This window comes from Vibrio bivalvicida, assembly GCF_001399455.2.
GTDB lineage: Bacteria > Pseudomonadota > Gammaproteobacteria > Enterobacterales > Vibrionaceae > Vibrio > Vibrio bivalvicida.
Genome location: NZ_LLEI02000043.1, coordinates 272733 through 292740 on the forward strand (window position 1 = coordinate 272733; position 20008 = coordinate 292740).

The 20008-nt window shown below is 44.4% G+C and carries 15 protein-coding genes; 7 read left to right on the forward strand and 8 right to left on the reverse strand.

Annotation, left to right across the window (positions count from 1 at the left end; translation table 11 throughout):
- Positions 1-44 precede the first annotated feature (44 nt).
- From APB76_RS15645 to APB76_RS15655, 3 genes are read right to left on the reverse strand one after another with little or no spacing between them, the layout of a single operon-like run.
- A complete protein-coding gene (locus APB76_RS15645) occupies positions 45-884 on the reverse strand; it encodes a transporter substrate-binding domain-containing protein (protein ID WP_054961870.1) in 840 nt (279 codons plus the stop codon).
- An 11-nt stretch (positions 885-895) separates the two neighbouring features.
- Positions 896-1690 (reverse strand): amino acid ABC transporter permease, encoded by a 795-nt coding sequence (locus APB76_RS15650; protein ID WP_074181715.1) that lies wholly within the window; start codon positions 1688-1690, stop codon positions 896-898.
- A gap of 2 nt (positions 1691-1692) precedes the next feature.
- Positions 1693-2409: an amino acid ABC transporter ATP-binding protein gene (locus tag APB76_RS15655; protein WP_049843331.1), complete on the reverse strand. Its 717-nt coding sequence runs from the start codon at positions 2407-2409 to the stop codon at positions 1693-1695.
- Between the two features lie 305 nt (positions 2410-2714).
- Here APB76_RS15655 and aroG point away from each other — a divergent pair, with 305 nt between their 5' ends.
- Together aroG and APB76_RS15665 are read left to right on the forward strand one after the other, a co-directional pair.
- The gene (aroG, locus tag APB76_RS15660; RefSeq protein ID WP_054961872.1) at positions 2715-3770 is read left to right on the forward strand and encodes a 3-deoxy-7-phosphoheptulonate synthase AroG; all 1056 of its coding nucleotides are present in this window, start codon (positions 2715-2717) and stop codon (positions 3768-3770) included.
- Between the two features lie 106 nt (positions 3771-3876).
- Positions 3877-4200: a hypothetical protein gene (locus APB76_RS15665; protein WP_054961873.1), complete on the forward strand. Its 324-nt coding sequence runs from the start codon at positions 3877-3879 to the stop codon at positions 4198-4200.
- A gap of 58 nt (positions 4201-4258) precedes the next feature.
- Here APB76_RS15665 and APB76_RS15670 read toward each other — a convergent pair whose 3' ends face one another.
- From APB76_RS15670 to APB76_RS15690, 5 genes are all read right to left on the reverse strand, one after another.
- The gene (locus APB76_RS15670; RefSeq protein WP_054961874.1) at positions 4259-5488 is read right to left on the reverse strand and encodes a quaternary amine ABC transporter ATP-binding protein; all 1230 of its coding nucleotides are present in this window, start codon (positions 5486-5488) and stop codon (positions 4259-4261) included.
- A complete protein-coding gene (locus APB76_RS15675) occupies positions 5481-6380 on the reverse strand; it encodes an ABC transporter permease (RefSeq protein ID WP_054961875.1) in 900 nt (299 codons plus the stop codon). Before APB76_RS15675 ends, APB76_RS15670 begins: the two co-directional genes overlap by 8 nt.
- A gap of 100 nt (positions 6381-6480) precedes the next feature.
- Positions 6481-7470 carry an ABC transporter substrate-binding protein gene (locus tag APB76_RS15680; protein ID WP_054961876.1) on the reverse strand — a complete coding sequence of 330 codons (990 nt, stop codon included), beginning with the start codon at positions 7468-7470 and terminating at the stop codon, positions 6481-6483.
- A gap of 227 nt (positions 7471-7697) precedes the next feature.
- Positions 7698-9449, reverse strand: coding sequence for an SgrR family transcriptional regulator (locus APB76_RS15685; protein WP_054961947.1), 1752 nt, complete (start codon positions 9447-9449; stop codon positions 7698-7700).
- A 372-nt stretch (positions 9450-9821) separates the two neighbouring features.
- Positions 9822-11831, reverse strand: a complete 2010-nt coding sequence (locus APB76_RS15690; protein ID WP_237767917.1) for a hypothetical protein — start codon at positions 11829-11831, stop codon at positions 9822-9824.
- Positions 11832-11993: 162 nt separating this feature from the next.
- Between APB76_RS15690 and APB76_RS15695 the strand changes: the two genes are divergently transcribed.
- The 5 genes from APB76_RS15695 (at position 11994) to APB76_RS15715 (ending at position 20008) form a co-directional block, all read left to right on the forward strand.
- Positions 11994-16847 carry a DUF1566 domain-containing protein gene (locus APB76_RS15695; RefSeq protein WP_054961877.1) on the forward strand — a complete coding sequence of 1618 codons (4854 nt, stop codon included), beginning with the start codon at positions 11994-11996 and terminating at the stop codon, positions 16845-16847.
- Between the two features lie 74 nt (positions 16848-16921).
- Positions 16922-17104: a Flp family type IVb pilin gene (locus tag APB76_RS15700; protein ID WP_054961878.1), complete on the forward strand. Its 183-nt coding sequence runs from the start codon at positions 16922-16924 to the stop codon at positions 17102-17104.
- Between the two features lie 24 nt (positions 17105-17128).
- A complete protein-coding gene (gene cpaB, locus APB76_RS15705; protein ID WP_054961879.1) occupies positions 17129-17971 on the forward strand; it encodes a Flp pilus assembly protein CpaB in 843 nt (280 codons plus the stop codon).
- Positions 17972-17991: 20 nt separating this feature from the next.
- Positions 17992-19377, forward strand: a complete 1386-nt coding sequence (locus APB76_RS15710) for a type II and III secretion system protein family protein (protein ID WP_054961880.1) — start codon at positions 17992-17994, stop codon at positions 19375-19377.
- A 16-nt stretch (positions 19378-19393) separates the two neighbouring features.
- Positions 19394-20008, forward strand: a complete 615-nt coding sequence (locus APB76_RS15715) for a CpaD family pilus assembly lipoprotein (protein ID WP_237767918.1) — start codon at positions 19394-19396, stop codon at positions 20006-20008.

Genomic DNA, 20008 nt, shown 5'->3' on the forward strand with positions numbered 1-20008 from the left:
CCACGGTAAGAGCCTCTGACTTACCTAAATCAGAGGCGATCAAGTTATTGGCCTGAAGCGATCTGATCTTGCCAGTCTAGTGTGGAGAACCAGTATTCATAACGCTCTTTTAACCATCCGTCTTGCGTACGTGCCTGGATCCAACTGTTGAAGAAGGCTTCTTTGTCGGCCTCGCCTAAACGGACAGCAAACGCTTCGTTGCCTTTAGACAAACGTTCCGTGAAAGGAATAAAGAGTTTATCGCTGTTTTTAACCGCTTCGTGTTCCGGCTTTGGGCTCGAGGCAATCACTGCATGTGCATTGCCGTTAAGCACTTCTTGGAACGCCTGTGCATCATCGTCAAATTGAAGAATTTTAGCTTTCGGGAAAGTTTCACGAGCAACTTGTACAGTAAAGGCTCCGCGACGTGCGGCAATTTTTACTCGGCGAGAGTTGAAGTCACTCAACTCAGAGAATCCGTCTGCGAGCTCTTTGTTCGCCGCTACCTGAACGCCAGAATGGGAGTAGGGAGTAGAGAACAACACACTTTTCGAACGCTCTGAAGTAATACTCATACCTCCAATGATGACATCGAACTTTTTTGCGAGTAGTGCTGGGATAATGCCATCCCAAGCCGTAGGTACAAATTCGACTTGCCAGCCTGAATCTTTGGCAAGACGTTTAGCAACATCTATTTCAAAACCAATTAACTCACCTTGCTTATTGCGCATTGCCCAAGGAACGAAAGTTGACATGCCAACACGTAAAGTGCCGCGATCATTAATTCTATCTAAGTTCGGTGTTTCAGAAGCTAAACTAGGTAAGCTAATCGCGAGACCTAACAACGCGGTAATGGCTGCTTTAAAACCTTTCCCTGAAATGCGTTTTTTTCCTATGTTGATCATTGAAGTGTCCTCTATTGTGTGCGCCAACTTGCGCCGAGTTTATGTTCTAGCCAAGCAGAGAGCCCTGACAATGTCAGTGTTAGAGCCAGGTAGATAGCTGCCACTGTAAACCAAATCTCAAATGGCATGGCTGTCTCCGAGACAATGTTTCGTCCTTCGGTAGTTAAATCGAAGATAGCCATTACACTGACAATGGAAGAGTTCTTGATTAGAGATACAACTTCGTTGGTTAGTGGAGGGAGTGTTCGTTGAATCAGTTGTGGTAAGATCACATCGTAGTAAGTAAAAAATGAGTTAAGCCCTAAGGATTTAGAGGCTTCAAACTGACCTTTCGGGATGCTATTTAAACCACCGCGAAAGATCTCTGCGGTATAAGCGCCTTGAAAAAGTGACAGAGCTAGAACCGCTGTGGAAAACCTATCTAAACCGATAACTGGGCCAAAGACAAAGTAGAGCAAATATATCTGCACCAGCAGTGGCGTATTGCGTATTGCTTCGATGTAAACAGTAGCGAGATTTCGACCAACCCAAGAGTTAGACAGTTTTAGCAGCGCGGTAGTCAATCCGATCGCTAGCGTAAAACCTAAACTGATTGCCGAGACTTTGATGGTAACTATCAGCCCTTCGACTAACTCAGCAGGCCACCATTCTCCATCTTCATAAAAAGTGATGAAATCGGGAACGCGCTCCCACTGCCATTGATAACCCATACTTTTGGCTCCAGAATCGAGTAACCAGAACAGGGCTAAGATAAGTAAGGTGATTTGCAATACTGCTGACAGAATGGGTTGGAATACTCTTTTCATTGTCAGTGACTCAGGATCTGCGCTAAGAACTGCTGCGTTCTTGGATGACTTGGGGCAGAAAAGAGTTGCTCTGGTGTTGCCATTTCAAGTATTTGCCCTTGATCCATAAAGATCACTCTGTCTGCGACTTTTTTCGCAAACCCCATTTCATGCGTTACGCAGATCATCGTGATGCCATCTTGCGCTAAGTCTGTCATGACATCTAAAACTTCTTGAATTGTCTCTGGATCGAGTGCAGAAGTAGGCTCATCGAAGAGTAGAATTTCTGGTTGCATGCATAGAGAGCGGGCAATGGCGACTCTTTGTTGCTGTCCGCCAGAAAGCTGCACCGGGTATTTGTTGGCCTGTTCTTCAATATTCACCCGTTTCAGAAAATGAAGCGCGCGCTGATAGGCGTTTTCCTTGCTCAGTTTAAGCGTGCGTATTGGTGAAAGTGTTAAGTTTTCAAGCACAGTCAGATGGGGAAATAGATTAAAGTGCTGGAACACCATTCCCACTTGCCCTGGATTTAATGCTGAGTTGCGTTTGCCTAATACGGATATTATCCCTTGTTCGAGTGCTTCAAGTCCATTAATGGTTCGGATCAGGGTCGACTTACCTGAGCCTGAAGGACCGCAGACAACCAAAATCTCCCCTTTTCGTACGCATAGATTAATATTTTTTAGTGCTTGGAATTGCCCATACCACTTACTAACGTTCGTAAATTCAATGGCGTGCATGCCTGATCTGCCGCTTTTGTTATTGTGCTAATACCTTATCAATATCAGATTGATAATGCATCTGGTGGTATAGAAAACTGGTATAAAAACTCTGCTAGCGCCTTATTTATTAGGGTGTAACTTAATCTTTACAGTCTATGTAAAATGTAAAAATGTTAGAAATATTGCCTTTTATTTAAAATAGTGGTTGCAACCTTGGTTTTTGATAGATAAGTTACACAGAACAGGAATTAGAAAGCGTGAACGTTTTTTCACCACATAGTTTAGGTGATGCGTTCAACCAAGAGTAATAGGAAGAAGTAGCAATGTTTCAAACTGATGATGTACGAATTAACAAATCCAAAGAGTTATTACCTCCAGTTGCGGTTTTAGAGAAGTTTCCTGCAACTGAATCTGCTTCTTCGACTACGTTTCGTTCTCGTGAAGCCATCTCAAATATCTTAAAAGGCAAAGATGACCGCTTGCTTGTGATCATCGGTCCTTGCTCGATTCACGATCCAGAGGCGGCGATTGAGTACGGCAAGCGTTTAAAAGTACTGCGTGATGAGCTAGGCGACCGCCTAGAAGTGGTTATGCGTGTCTACTTTGAAAAACCGCGTACTACTGTCGGTTGGAAAGGGCTTATTAATGACCCGTACCTAAACGATACCTTTAAGATCAATGACGGCTTACGCATGGGGCGTAAACTGCTACTAGACCTAACTGACATGGGAATGCCAACGGCAAGTGAATTCCTAGATATGATTACTCCTCAGTATGTGGCTGATTTGATTAGCTGGGGCGCAATCGGTGCGCGTACGACAGAATCTCAGGTTCACCGTGAACTTGCCTCTGGTATTTCTTGCCCAGTTGGCTTTAAAAATGGTACTGACGGCAACATTAAAATTGCGTCGGATGCGATTCGCAGCGCAAGTGCTTCGCACCATTTCTTGTCAGTAACGAAATACGGCCACTCTGCAATCATCGAAACCGCGGGTAACCCAGACTGTCATATTATTCTACGTGGCGGCAAAGAGCCAAACTATAGCGCTGACCATGTTGGCACTATCAAGCAAGAGCTAGAAGCATCGGGCTTACCACAGAAAGTGATGATTGACTTCAGTCATGCGAACAGCTCTAAACAATACCTGCGCCAAATGGTGGTTGCTGAAGATGTTGCAGGTCAACTTGCAGGTGGTGAGCAGGCTATTTTTGGTGTGATGATTGAATCTCACCTAGTCGAAGGTCGCCAAGATCTAGTTGATGGTCAAGCACCAACTTATGGTCAGTCAATCACTGATGCGTGTATTGGTTGGGATGATACAGAGAAGGTGCTTCGTCAACTCGCTGATGCCGTTGAAGCGCGCCGTAATAACAAGTAATCGACCTTTTATACTCAATTACTGAAAGCTCCTTCGGGAGCTTTTTTGTTTGCTGATTGATAGCTGCGAGTTATAATGCAAGGGAATTTGTAAACTTGGCTAATTTATGAAACTGAACCAACTCGCGCTTGTGAGTGTTTTATGGTTGGCGACGACGAAGATAGTGTCTGCTGCCGATACACAACAAGAATTGTTTCTGTATTCGCTTCCTGAACTTGAAGATGCAGGGCTGTTGGTAGAGCATCAGGACACGGCTACACCGCTAGCAGCGACGGACTTATCACTGCCTGTCGAGCTTGAATACGACGCACCATGTGATGTTAAGTGTGGGGTGAGTATGACAGGGCTTGTTTTACTGCATATGATTGTCGAAGGTAAAGCTGACCAAGAGTATCGTTATTCATTGATGAATCCAAATTACGAACCATAACAATTGGAATTATAAAAACGCCACTTGTGTCGCAAGTGGCGTTTTTGTATTCAGAAGTCTAAGAGACCTTATCTAGCTTTGGGGAAGGAGAGACTTCCTCCTCAGTATTGTCAGAGAATATTTCTGCGACAGCACTACGTTCAAGTTCACCTTGTAAGTTGCCATCTTCGTCGACAACAGGTAATGAGTAGTCATACGACATAGTATCGACCAACACTTCCTCAATCGCAGCATCTGGAGAAACCGCCGGAACTTCTTCGTAGAACTCTTGTTTGATTTCTTCTGCTGTAGCCGTATCTTTCGCCGCGTCTAGTAGCCCTTCTTTGGTTAATACGCCTTGGTACCCATCTTCTGTTACGTGGTAAGCATAATTTTGTTTAAAGCCTTTCATTTGGGCAATGGCTTCTTGGATTGTATTGGCCGTTATGCGATAGGCGGGTGGGTTCATCACCGTTTCAACGGTTAGGGCGCGGGCCCGGTTTACATCTTTGACGAATGCCTCTACGTAATCGTCGGCAGGGTGAAGTAAGATTTCATCAGGTGTTCCTTGCTGCACCAACTCGCCATCTTTGAGAATAGCGATTCTATCACCCAACCGAAGTGCTTCATCTAGGTCGTGGGTAATGAAAATAATGGTTTTGTGTAGCTTCTCTTGTAGCTCGATTAGCTGATCTTGCATTTCGCTGCGGATTAATGGATCGAGGGCCGAAAATGCCTCATCCATTAATAGTATTTCAGCATCTGTACACAGAGCGCGAGCTAAGCCGACACGCTGCTGTTGACCACCTGAAAGCTGAGACGGGTACTGGTTCTCATAACCTTTTAACCCTACTGTATCAAGCCACTGGTTCGCCTTTTGTAGCCGTTGAGATTTTTCGACCCGTTGAATCTCTAATCCGTAGGCAACGTTATCAACCACAGTTCGGTGGGGTAGTAGGCCAAAGCGTTGGAATACCATCGACATTTTGTGACGACGAAACTCTTCAAGCTCCGTTTGGCTAAGTTGCATCACATCGGTACCTTCAACCAGAATCTGACCTTCAGTGGGATCAATAAGGCGATTGAAGTGGCGAATCAAGGTTGATTTTCCTGAGCCAGATAGCCCCATAATGACAAATATTTCGCCTTGGTTGATTTGCAGGTTAATCTCTTTCAAGCCAACCGTATGCCCGGTTTCAGCCAGTACTTTGTCTTTACTTTCACCTTGCTTTACACGCTCCATCACTGACTTAGGCTTTTGACCAAAAACCTTATATAAGCCACTGATCTCTATAAGTGGTTTAGTCATGCTTTAGATCTCCTAAATGAGCTTGTGTTCGTTTTGCGTAGGCTTGGGATGCTCGATCAAATAGGATTGCGAGAGCAACGATCGCAAAGCCGTTGAGTAGGCCGAGGGTGAAATATTGGTTAGTAATCGATTTTAAAACGGGCTGACCGAGTCCTTTTACGCCAATCATTGAGGCGATCACGACCATAGACAGTGCCATCATGATGGTTTGGTTGATACCTGCCATGATAGTTGGCATTGCAAGGGGAAGCTGGACACCAAACAAGCGTTGTTTGGCGCTGGCTCCAAAGGCTGTGGAAGCCTCTAGTACTTCTTTGTCTACTAAGCGGATGCCGAGATTGGTAAGGCGAATAACCGGTGGAATAGCGTAAATGACAACTGCGATAAGACCTGGGATTTTACCAATACCAAGCAGCATCACGACCGGAATTAAGTAAACGAAAGCTGGCATGGTTTGCATTACATCGAGCATTGGAGTGACTATCGATTGAACACGATTAGATCGAGCCATAGCAATACCAATTGGAATTCCTAGCACGATGGACAGCATGGTACAGACAGTGATAATGCTCAAGGTGCGCATTGTGTCTTCCCACATTCCGAAGTAGCCGATCAGTATTAACGAGACAAAACAACCAACGGCCAATCTCCAAGAACGGCTAGCGGCATAAACAAGACCAGTACTAACCGCGAGAACGATCATCCAGGGCGTTGAAAGAAGAAGTTTTTCAAACCAGATTAAAAAAGATAAAAGTGGGTCGAAGAAAGATTCGATTAGGTCGCCATACTCGCGGGAGAAATCTCGATATGCGCCATCAAGCGTTTTGCGGATTGCTCTTAGATCTGAGCGCTCCATTTCAGGGAAGCTGTTGAACCAGCTTTCATTTGACATCAATAAGTTCCTTTTATTCTCCCTCGCTACATAGGTAGCGAAGGAGTACATCTAAAGCATAGCGCGTCATGCGCTATATAGGTTTCTTATGCTATTGGTACTAAAGTGCTTGCTTCACTTTGTTTGCAACATTTTTCGGCACCCATGCTTGCCAGATTTGTGGGTACTCTTCTAGGAAGTGGAACATCGCTTCTTCACCATCTGCTTGGTTGTCTTCCATCCAGGCTAGAAGCTGGTTCATATCGGCATTGCTGAACCCACGCTTAGTGAAATAGTCATAAGCTTGTGGCGCGCGGCTTGCGAACTCTTCGGTAGTAATTGTATGCACAGGTGACGGTGGATACATGGTCGCTTTTGGCGACTCACATTCAGCTTGTGTTGTACAGCCGACAAACTCTGATTCATCAACGCCACTGCCAAAGTCGACTTTGACCATCTCATACTTGCCTAGTACTGCAGTGGGTGCCCAATAGTAGCCAAACCAAGCTTCTTCACGTTCATAGGCTTTAGCTATAGCACCGGATAAACCGGCACTTGAGCCAGGATCAACAATGGTAAAACCAGAGTTGTCTAAGCCTAAGGCTTTAAATAAGTTACCTGCGCTGATTTGGCAGTTCCAACCTGCAGGGCAGCTATAAAAGGCGGAATGGTCTGGGTCTTCTGGGTGTTCAAACAACTTAGCGTGTTTTTTAACGCCTTCGATCGTGGCAATCTCAGGATACTGTTTGACCAGATAGGCCGGAACCCAAAAACCTTCTTCACCGCCATCTACGAGAGATTTTCCCGCATAGCGAAGGCGTTTTTCGGCAACACCTTTGTCTAATGCATCTTTAAGGCTGTTGCTCCATAACTCGGGTGCAACATCCGGTTGACCTTTTTCAATCATAGATGTGCCTGTTGGCATCGTATCACCGGGTATTAATTCGGCTTCACAGCCATAACCGTGCTCTAGAATAAATTTGTCTACGTTGGCAATCACTGTTGCAGAGTTCCAGTTCATATCAGCGATTGTAACCTTGCCACACTCTTCAGCTTGGACATGGAAAGCGGTTGCGCTTAGGGTTAGTAATGCAGCCGTTTTTAGTTTCATTGTAATTTCCTTTTTAATGAATACGTTATAAAAGTAGCGAATTGATATTTAGAGTTCAAATTAATATGTTGACTCTGTGAACCAGTGTTGATGTTTTTTGTGACAAAAATAAAACAATTGCCAGCAAAAAACGGCACTATGGTCACGGAAAATTACGCAGTATAACCGATTTACGAGGGTTTTATATTTCGAGTTCGAATGATTAACGCTGTGCGATAAAAATTACATTAGTTGGTAGACCAAACATTTTTAATATCCGGCCATCCCCAGTTAGTGAGTGCGACATCCTTAAGTACACCTTGGAAGCGTAATGTCTGGCGATGATGAAACAGAGGTGAGAGCCAATATTGATTGATCAGCGCTGAAGCTATGGGTTCAAGAGCATCTAGATAGTCATGTAGTTCTGTTTTTGAGCGAAGCTCGTTCAGCCTATCAAGTAACCATATCTTCGACTCCTCACCGATACAGCGCTGAATGACTGGGTTGTGATAAAGGCTATTGAACGCAGAAGCGTGTCTATTATCATCAAGGTTAATATTAGTAATGATGATGGATTCTTGTAATTGACCAGAGTCGGCTAGGGCTGTCAGTTGACGATAGCTATAATTGTTAATGGAGACCTTAACACCAAATTGCTCCAACAGGTGTTTTACTGCCAAAGCGCAATTTCGTAGTGAACTGTAGTCATAGGTGGCAATGCTCAACTTGTGTGGGAGAGGTTCTTGAGGCATTGCTGGACGAGTTATCTTATGCCACATCGGCAGCAGGTTATGGGCAATTTCACAACCGAACAGGAGGTTGTGGTTGTCTAGGTAATCGAACACTTTATCGGGGGTGAAATAGGTTGAAAGGAAGCGTCGTTGTTTGTCGTTCAACTCAATTTCACTACATTGGTTGAAGAGCACAAACATACAACCATCTTCCGTTCGACTTTGCTGCACGTTGCGATCTACATGTTGGCTAACAGCATGAGAGACATAATAATTACAGTTATTGCTAGACTGAGCGCCGGGCTGGTTAGTTTGAATTTGCTTATTCTCTAGATCGGATTCATCAAGATGCCAGATGGTGACTTGATCAGTTAAGGCTCGGCAGGCATAGAATCGTTCAAAAGCTTGCAAACAGAGCTTACTGTCAGAGTGTTCAGTGACTTCAAAGGGGCCACAGCCAACGACTTGTTTGATCATTGAATTGTTGATTTGTGTGACAGGTTGGATAGAGTATTTGACCCCTGATATAAGACCACCAAAACCGAGATCAGGTTTAGAAAGTTTGAAGATGATTTTATTGGGCATGGGTGAAGAAACATCGACTAAGTGATGCAACTCACTTTGATAATCTTCTAGCGTTGCTAGCTTTTGAAACAGGTCGACGACAGTAATTTCATTAATTGCCTCACCATTGTGAAAAGTTAATCCAGGTCGAAGATAAAAGCTCCATTCAAGACTCGTTTCATCATAGTACCAATGATGGGCAAGTTGTGGTTCCAGAGTTCCATTGGCTCCGCTAGATACCAAACAACAGTATATCTGGCGCAGTAAATATCGTTCGCTAGAGCGTTGCAATTGGTGAGGGACTAAGCGTTCAAAAGGACGTTTATAAGTAAGCTGAATGTGCAGCAGGCCTTCTCGAATTGACGCACCCGAAGTGCTTTGTAGCAGTCTGCCAAAAGCCAGTTCATTGTCATCAAGTATCGATAGGGCTTTTTCATATTTTCCCTCCAAGATTCTCTTTGCTGCGAGTTGTGCTTTGAGTTCGTCTAATTGCAGATTAAGTAGCAGCGTTGAGCGTTGGTTTCGACCAGGTTTTGGGGTCCATGATAGCCATGAGAGTTCAAACATTTGATTGAGCAAGTTACGGGCGTGTCTTGGAGTGGTAAACAAGGCATCGGCTACGATAGGTAACGTCGTTTTGTGTTCCATACCAACACCCAATGGAACTAAACGAGTGTAATAGCGCAATAGATTTAGATCAGACACAACAAAATACTCAACAAACAAGAATTATCTCAGTTGATTTTGTTCCTAGTTTTGCCAAATTACCACTATTTTTAGCAGCCAATTTGTCATTTCTGTTTTTATAGGGAACGAACTATCATTATTTTGGCTGTTTTTCTATTCCGTATTAAGGCGCAAAATAGTAAGCGACCTAGGAGGAAAAAATGGACATTCATAAACGTGAACAATTACTCAGTGCTTACTACCGAACAAGGCTAGAGAGTAGCTCATCCTTATTAGAGAAGGTCGCGCTAATAGGCCTGATTCAACTTTTGAACTGGTAAAAATAAGCAGCACCTGATGCAATAAGCTCCTGACCCCCAAGAACCGTTATCTGGTGCTGCTTTTTTGCTACTACATGGATTTATATAAGGTGATCCATCGCCCTCTATCTAAGCCACTAATGTTGGCCCCTGTCACACTGCTTGCCTGAGACACGCCCGCGGGTAGCCAGGTGATTTCGATATTGTCGAACTGAGTGGCAACCTGTTGAGTGACTCCGGTTTTTTCGAGGATATAGCCGAAGTTTGAAGTGTTCCAGTTCATCCCTGGAGTGCTTGCCCACTGGTCTTTGAGCGAATTAGTGATTAACTGAGCCGCAACTTTAAGTTTTGGTCCAGAGATATTGCTAAATTGCACATAGTCTAAGCCATTGTTTTTAACTGCGACAGCCTTGTTGTTAAGAACAATAAGTTCTTTGACATCATTACCTGCTATAGCGATCTTTTTGATGGAACTGCGTGAGCTGTTGTTCAATATATACAAAGAACTATTTGTTACCGCTGCCGAGAACTTCCCATTAGGGGAAGATTTAAGTAGACGCACGGTGCCATCGACATCAAACGATTGAATTTGGTTAGCTGATGTGTTTTTTTCAACCCAAATGATTTTGTTACTCTTCAGACCAAATACCAACAGATTGTTAATTGCAAAGGCTGCGGTTGAAGCATTATTTACGCCAATTTCCTTAGGTGCGGTTGGTTTTAGAGTTTTAGAGTTAAGCAATACGGCATTTGCGTTTCCGCCGTCATCCACGACCAGTAACTCAGTCTCATCGAGAGAAGGGACGACGAGATTTTGGGTTGAACTAAGGGTGTAGCTTTGAGTTTCCATGGCGAGGGTGTCTGCGTTAAGTCTACGCAAATAGTCGTTAGAGCTAAATCCATCGTCCAGCTCTGCAATAATAGCTTTCTGTGAATAAAGTGGTTGAATCCAGTTGAAGTTGTCATTGAAGCAACGTTTCGCAGATAGATTGGTATCAGGGTTTGTTGGTACGGGCTTTGGCGTAGGAGGGACGGTACTCCCTGAGGCACTCGCGTATGCGTCTACTTTCTTTATTGTCATCGAACGAGATTGAGTCGACTTGTCTTGTAAACTGGTTAAGAAAATACCGCTCGAACCCGTTGTATCACAAACAGTGCTGCGCATACTGACAGAACCTGTTTTAGGTTGATAAAGCTTGTAAGATTGAACACTGTTTAGTGCTGGTACAACCTGTACGAGCTGATGTGCTTTAGGCTGATAACCTAGCAGGTCGAGAATACTTCCGCCGTGTTTATGGTCGTCATCGTCATCGTCGTCATCTGAAGATGCCGAAGAGTAAGCGTCAATCGTGCGAGTTGCCAGTACTGCACGGTTTGAATTGGTGATATCAATCTGTTTGATGTTGTCTGTCGCGTCAACGTAGACAATTTTGCTATTCGCGGGGTTGAACGCAACCGATTTTGCTCCGACCAAGTCAGAATTGGCCTGTGAACCATGTATGGTAAGCTGGTTATCAAATGAAACATGCCTATTGGGTTGAGTTCTAAGGTCAAAGCCAGATAAGTCAAGCGTTTGATTAGCAATCATTACATCGACAGCATGGGCTATATTTACCAAAGGATTATGTTGTCCTTGAACTTGTGCTTGGCGCAATGAATTTAGCAAAATCTCAGTCTGTTGTTTGGGTCCGTGAGTAGTAGACGCACTCGAAAAGTTAACCCCTAACTTATCTCCCAACGCTGTTTGTAAATAGATTTCTGCGCTTTTAGGTTCACCTTTTAATGCTGGGTTAAACAGTACTTCATTGTAGATTAAAGTAGTGAACGGAGAGACGAGTTCTGAGTCTTTATGGGCTGTTAATATCGCCCCATTGTCATTAACGATTCGCGCATAGTTTCCGCTGTAAGAAATCTGCTGCTCAAGGGCGCTGCAAACGCCATCTGCGTCTGTGTCTGCACATTGAGGTAGGCCTGAATAACTATATACGTTTGATGTCGTAGTGGGAGTGTTTGAGTCACTAGAACTACCACCGCATGCGGAGAGCAACAGAGCACTCGATATACTGAGGGCTAAGTTGCATACTGTGTGTTTTTTGAGCATATATAACCAATTATTTTATCAATTTCTAATGTACCTAGTATTTATCCCTACCATTTAATCACTAGGCAAAATAAAAGATCAAATGATATTGATAACAAATATCATTTAAATTAATATTCCCGCTCATTTCTGTGATTGTTTTATAAATTTGGAGTTTGAACGGTGGGAATACTGGTCAAAAAGCTTGGGGCTGGAGCCATATCGGTCGCGCTTATTGGGTGTGGTGGGGGAAGTGAATCTGACAGCAAGTTAGCACCATCGGCAGAACCTACGGCAAGTCACCGTTTATCCGGCGTTGTTATGGATGGATACCTTGTTAACGCCAATGTTTGTCTAGACAAAAACAAAAACTCAATTTGTGACAGCGGCGATGGATCCGTTGTCAAAACAAACTCTCAAGGCAAATATGAATTGCCGGTGGAAGGTAGTATTCAAGGCTATAGTATTCTCGTTGAAGCTGTGGCAAACCTAACCGTTGATTTGGATAATCCCAACCAGACAATTACCAAAGACTTTACCCTAGAGTCTCCGGCAACTCACTCTGATATTGTGAGCCCTATGACGTCAATGATTGCAAGCTTGGCACAGTTATCTGGAGAAAGCTTTGATCAGGCAGCTCGTACGCTTGCTGGTGAACTCAACATTTCAGAAGATGTACTTAAATCTGACTATGTTTCTGGAACAAGTTCTGAAAGCCAACAGATCCACATGCTTGCCCGCGGAATTACTCGAGTGATTCAATCGGCACAAGATGCGTCAAAAGATAATGGTGTGACTGAAGAGTTTGCTCGCAAAGGTTCAATGAATCGCCTAGCAACCTTAGATCTAACTGCGATGAAACAGCGCACTGATAAGCTGTCACATGGTGCTCAAAACGCAGAGCAAGCTTTGGATCAGATAGCTATTGACTACCGTGATGAACTTAAAGTCGACCATGCTGATATACAAGGTAGCACGGTCACTATGGTTCCACGCGCGCCGAAAAATGGTGTCATTAATGACTCTGCAGATACGTTTGATTGGACTATGGTAAAACCATTTCGCTCGCTCTCTGACTATGAGTATTCGTTAGATGGCGGGGTCACTTGGACCACGGTAACGCAAAAACCGATCTCAGTAGGTGAAAGCGAAAAAGCGGTCGGTGCAGTTCAGATTCGTGTGGCTGCTAAACCTATTAAATTCATTGCTGCAGGTAAAGCGCTAGAATCATCGAAGGCGTTCACCGAGACTCAAGTGCCAACAGCACCAACCCTCCTTGTCGTGAATGACGCCAATAACATTTTTGACTGGCAACACTCGGCGGGTTTTGCGCGTCTTAGTGACTATGAATTCACAGTTGATGGTGGCCGTACATGGCACATTGTCAACGCTAAACCACAAAAGGTAGCGGATATCGCAATAGCGGCAGGTGACCTTAAGCTACGCGTGCGAGAAGACTTTAACTCAGCACGCCCGGCAGGGTTAACAGCTAAGTCCGCTAAGCCGATGACGGTAACCCCAACAGCGCCAAGTGCACCAACATTGCTACGCGCCGATGATAACGCGGATTTGTTTGAGATTCAGCTTGTTGCTGGTTTTGATGCATTGCAAAACTACCAAGTAAATTTAGGATCTGGGTGGCAGCAACTGACGTCTAACCCTCACGTGGTGGGGAATGTCGCACTCAGCGCCAAGACAATCCGCGTACGTGTTAAAGCGAATCCGCTGGACGGTCGCCCTGTTGGTACAGAGCTGATTATTGGCCAAGCTTTTACCAAAGTATTGAATAAACCGGCTTCTCCTACGTCGCCAGTAGTGGATGATGCTAATAACCAGTTTGGGTGGACACTAGTTTCCGGTTACCAACAACCAAACCTATATGAGCTCTCTATTGATGGTGGTCAAAGCTTCCAAGCAGTTACGACAAACCCTCAATCGATTCCTGACATTAACTACCATGCCGGTAAAGTTTGCGTTCGCGTTAAAGCTGGGGCAAGCAATGCAACAGGCAGCTTACTGTGCAATGACAAACCATATACTGTAACCCCTATGGCGCCAGCAGCACCCACAAACGGTATTGTTAATGATGCCGCTAATACATTCGATTGGACTTGGGTTGCTGGTTTTGAGGCGGCAGCTGATTATGAAGTCAGTATTGAATCTGGTGATTGGGCTTCTGTAGTGAACAAACCTATCACGCTACAAGATCGCGCTTATGCGCAAAACAGTATTCAAATCCGTGTAAAAGCGAACCCACTCAATGGTCGCCCGGCTGGTACCGTTCTATCTAATAATTCTGTATTTACTAAGCAGCCTGATGCGCCAACCGCACCGACCAATTTAGTGGTAGACGATTATGCCAACACACTAGATTGGGCTAATGTTGCTGGTTTTAGTGAATTGGCAAATTATGAATGGTCAGCAGATTCAGGTTCTAATTGGACACCTGCCCTCGTTAAACCTATTGTTGTTGGTGATATCGCGAAATCAATTGGTGTCGTTCAGGTCCGCGTTCGCGCCAATACTCACAATGGTATGCCAGCAGGTGCGGCAGCTTTTAACCCACAGCCGTTTACAGAGACACCAAAGTTACCTGCGCCAACAGGTGGCGAGATTAAAGTAGCGAACAACTCCATAGCGCCCAATATGATTGGTTGGGATTACGTCAATAGTGGTGAAAATTATAACAGACCTGAACATTACGAATTTACCGTTGATCAAGGAGCTACATGGAACGCGGTAACCAGCAATCCCCAGTTTGTTGGGCCTAAAGCTTACGACAAAAGTCATGTTGGTCTACGTATCAAGAAGAACGCTATCACAGGTAAAGATAATCCATCGGGAAGTGTTTTATGGGCTACGTCACTAACTGGACAATTTGGGCCTATTCAGTACGTACCGATGGCAAGCTGGAATCAGGCCTCTGGTTACAGTTTGTATAATGGTTGGAACACCTATGATACGCAGTGCATTGCTGTGTATGGCAGTCAAGGTGATGGAGAGCCGACATTCTGGATGTATATCTCTGAATCGAATGCGGAAGAAGTGTTCGCCGAAGTCAATGCACTTAACAAGTGTGGTATCAAGCATTGGACTTTACCAAAAAAAACAGAAGTATTAACGCTGTCTACGCGGAGCCGTGATACGTTGCCTAGCTTTGCTCGCTCATACTTGATTTCAGACTACTATACGGTTTGGGCTGATGAGGTTGGTAAAGCGGTTGCTTACAAAAATGGTTTAAAAGATACCTCGCCAAGTTATTACAGCAAATATGCATTTGTGAAATGGCAGTTGGCTACTGGTTCTGAACTTGTCGCCGATGTTACCTCGCAACTTAGTACGATTGACAGCTTCATCTCTCAACAAAGCGTCGAGTTAAGTTCTGCGAATAACTTCCTTTCAACGTGGGTGAATGACAACCAAAATTTGAGTAAAACTTATACTCAGTTGGGTTCTGATGCTCATGCGAAACTAGCTTCTCTTCAGGCATTTGCTTCCAGTTGGAAGACAAAAAGAGAGCAACTCAAAGAGACGCTCGATAAACTAAAATTTGAAGCCCAAATAGCCCAGTCGCGTACAGATTATAAAAGTGCAAACTTTATCGTTAAAGTAACAGAGTACACGAGCAAATTTAACCAACTGGCAAATAATAACAACGCCTTGGATGGCTTTATTGAGGCTTATGTATTTGCCAACAAGTTAGCATTGATTCAGCAACATGCGGTCACGATGACTTCTGCTAAATCGGTATTGCAAGCTGCAAGTACTGGCAGTGCGATTCATCAAGCAACGATGAGCCTCTACGCTGCACTCTATGATCTAGAAAAAGGCTATGCGACAACTGATGCCCTAGAGAGTAGGCTCAGTACAGCGCTTGCGAGCATTAATAGTCAATATGTAGGATTGATCACTTCTATCAACGCTTTATTGAATGAGCTGAAATCAACCATTGCTCTACATAATGTTGACACATTGTACACAACAGCAATTGATGGGCTAAATCGTGCTCACAATACGGGGTATGTTGTTTCTCAATCAGACGCCATGATAGAAGGAAGCTTTGCCAAATTAGATCTGCTTGGTCGATATTTACCTAAAGCGGCGACATACGCTCAAGGTTGGCGTTGTGTTCTTGATACCCGTCAAGCTGGTAAGAAGCGTATTTGGACGCTATTACAAGACGGCTTACCAAATGGCAAAGATGAAATGGTTTATAACGGTCAAGGCGCAGATATACCGTCCCTATTGGGGACAGGTGGCAGACTAGAATCAGTTAAGAGTAGCCGCATGTGTGGCTATAGTGATTGGGTTGTTCCTCACCCTTCGCAGCTTGAAACTCTAGCGACAGCGACTGTATCTGGCCTGCAAGGTGCTAGTACGACGGTTGATGTCAATGTGTTCCCTAATCATAAAGCACTTCTCGCAGAATACGATAAGTCTCACTACAGCGGAGGGACCCGATTCTACTATTGGAGTAATGCTGCTAGGAGTTCGTCACGTCAATATGCCTATGTTTTCGCTAGTAAAAGTGAAAGTCCAGGCACACGAATCTTTGAAGTTGACGGTGATACCTATGATCAATATGTGACTGTTGCGAGATTAATGCGTGAAGACCCCGTTGCTTGGGAATTCCTTGCTCAAAACGGGACTGTTGTAACTGATCGTTCTGCAGCTGTATGTGCGAGGAACCCCGATACAGGTTATGTGTGGCAGTTATTTCAGAGCACTAATGCAGATGAGCGTTACAAGTCGTACAGAGATGTACAGTCAGAGATTACCCGTCTGAATGCTGGTACCTGTGGTTTAAAAACCTGGGCTCTTCCGACTCAGGAGGAACTGAAAGCTCTGATTCCGGTTAACGCGGCTGTGTTCCCTTATGCCTCCCCAAGTGACACACATTACGCTCACCACGAGAAATACCTGACGAGTGGCGCTACTTCAAGTAGATACGAAGCCATTGAAGTTCAATTAGGTGAATCTTCTTCTGGCTACAGTGGAAGTTCTTATGAGTATCTTTATCGCTTAGTCGCCAAATAATCCTCATTTCAAGAAAACTATAACTAAACCAGCCTCTTTTGGGAGGCTGATTATCTCATTTCAGGAGTCTATTCATGTTTAATAAGAAAAAACAACGCGGTGCAGCCGCGATTGAATACGCAATTTTAGCAGCAGCTATGTCGGTCGTTTTACTTTCGCTTGTTGGCGGAAGTGATGGAAAGCTAACCAAAGCTATCACAGGTGCTTACGAAACCGTTATTGAATCACTAGAGAAAACACAGGACTCAGGCGAATAATTCGCCTGCTCTATAGGAATTAGCATGACAGCAAAACGTCTAATGGTGTTGTCTTTGGTCTTGTCGGTGGTCGGTATCGCAATACTACTACTCGGACAAGCCAATACTGTTGCACCTCTGCCGCAAAGTTCAAATGAACAATTTACGAAGGTATTGATCGCTAAACATTCAATTCGTATTGGTCAGCCATTTACTCTTAATATGTTTAAGTGGAAAGAGATCTCAGAGCAAGAGTTAACTAATTATTTAGATTACATCACCGAGGAGCAGTTTTCGCGATTGTCGATAAAAGCGGGTATCGCACACATTGCGATTAAATCAGGCCAAGTGATGTCTTCAGCAGATCTAATTCGCCCTGAAGGTGGCGTTTCTATGGCTTACAACGTTCGTTCTGGCTATCGCGCTATTTCAGTTCCTGTTGATGAAGTGACCGCTAACTCTGGTTTCGTTCAGCCTGGAGATAAAGTCGATATATTGATGCTTGGCTCTCAAGTTAGCGAGCTAAAGAAGTACGATAACCTAGTTCAAGGTTTATACGTTACCACCATTGCAAAGGACGTGAGAGTCTTGGCGTTTAATGAGTTGTCCAGCTCTGAAAACTTTCAAAAGCAGCGTAGCTCCTACGGGGCTGATTTACCTGATAACAGCTCTGTTTCTCTAGAGGTAACGCCAGAGCAGGCAACGCAAATCGTTTTAGCCAATCAAATAGGTAAGTTGACGCTATCGCTACGCGGAGCTGACGAAATTGATGCCGAGATAGAACAGCCATTTACCGTTACTTCAAAGCTGATCAACCCAGACAGCCAGCAGGTCGCGCCTAACGTTGGATTGATCCAGCTCAGACCCAATTCAGTCAAAAGTAATTAGTAGTGGTAGGAATTGAAACTATGAACAAGTTTGTGCGTTGGTCGAGCTTATTGCTACTTCCTAGCTTATTTTTCTCTGTATCTTCTTTGGCTGCTGCCTTAGATGTAAACATCAATGAAGCTAAGATGATTAATCTTTTGCAAGACGCGAAATCGATCTTTATTTCAAATACCCATATTGCTGACTATCAGCCAATGACCGATACCAAGATTATGGTGTTTGGTAAAGAGGCAGGAACAGCAACAATCACTATTCTGAATGCTCAAGAACGTGTGATTTATAGCAACAAAATAAGAGTGGTACATGATACCAAAGAGCTTGACGCGTTAATTAAAGAGCAGTTTCCACAAGCTTCAGTTCGCTCAGAATCTTTGGGCGGCAAGCTATGGCTAAAAGGCTCAGTACCAACACCTGTAATGGCCCATAGCATTGTCAGTGTGGCTAAAAGCTATCTGTCACCGACAGTCGCCCCGCAGCAGGAAAAGTCGAGCAACTCTACAACAAGTACATCTAGCTCAAACCAAAACAGTTCAAACGAGAGCAACAAAGCAGACGAACTAGTAAACCAGCTAGTCGTAACAATGCCTACTCAGGTCAATATCCGTGTTCGCATTGCGGAAGTGTCGCGTAATGTTTCGAACAAGCTGGGTATCAAATGGGGCTCTGTAGGTCAGGATGTAGGAAGCTTTCTTTACACTAAACCTTGGGATGTTAGCAGTTGGGGTAAACCGACATTAAGCGCATTGGTCGACGCCCTTGCCTCTGATGGCACTATGTCTATCTTAGCTGAGCCAAATCTAACCGCTATGTCGGGTGAAGACGCAAGCTTCTTAGTTGGTGGTGAAATACCAATTCCATTAATCCAAGGCGACACTGCGACAGTTGAGTACAAGCCCTTTGGCGTGAATCTCAATTTTACTCCAGTGGTACTCGGCCCGGATCGCATCAGCCTTAAGGTGTCACCTGAGGTGAGCAGTGTCGCGGTTGAAAATCAGACCAGCCTAAATGGCAATAATTATCCTTCATTTACTTCGCGTAGAGCGTCAACCACGATTGAATTGGCGAGCGGTCAAAGCTTTGCACTTGGTGGGCTACTGCAAAGCCACGAAATAGACCAAATTCAGAAGCTACCGGGTGTTTCCAATATCCCTGTGCTGGGAGGATTATTCCGTTCTACCGAATACCAACGTCGTGAAACCGAGCTGATCATTATTGCAACTGCATACCTAGTAGAGCCTGTGCGAAATGATTCTTTGCCATTACCTACTGACAATATCGTTCCACTTAGCGACTTAGAGCGACTGCTGGCTATTCCTCGCCCTAAAGGTAGAAAAGTGAAAGATACCAATACATACACAGATAACCGCAAACCTCGCCTACTCGGTGACAATGGATTCTACTACTGAGGTAATTATGAGAATAATGAAGTATTTAATTCCCGCTCTGATCATCTTAGGTGGTTGTAGTTCCGCGCCTATTGAACGTGAGCCAACAATTAATGTTGTCGCAGTAACCAATAAGTTAACGCTTAACCTGAAAGGTGACTCTCTTTCTTCGCAGCAGCGACAAGACGTACGTACTTTTATTGAGCGTAAGGGAACGCCGTATGCACTAAGGGCGAAGGTAGTTAGTCACACCGAGAAAGGTCAAGCTCAAGCGTCGCGCATCGTTGATACCCTTGTATTGCAAGGGATGTCATTGAGAAATGTAGAGCAAACACATATTGAGCAAGCCGAAGTTGGGGACATTCAAATTTTTGTTGAATCTTTCCGCGCCAAAGTGCCGAAATGTCAGCCTCAAAAATACAGCAGTACCTTCATCAACCAGTTTAAAACACACCCATCTTTTGGTTGTGCTAACCAAACCGCGCTCGCACAAATGGTAGCAAATCCGAAAGATCTCATTGTTGGCGAAGAGCTTGGCCCAACGAATGGTGCTAAGGCAATATCGGCGATCGACAACTATATCGCCCCGCCTTCCACTAATGGAGCTGAAGATACTCAGCAAACTTTACCGTCTGCGTTTGGAACTAACTAA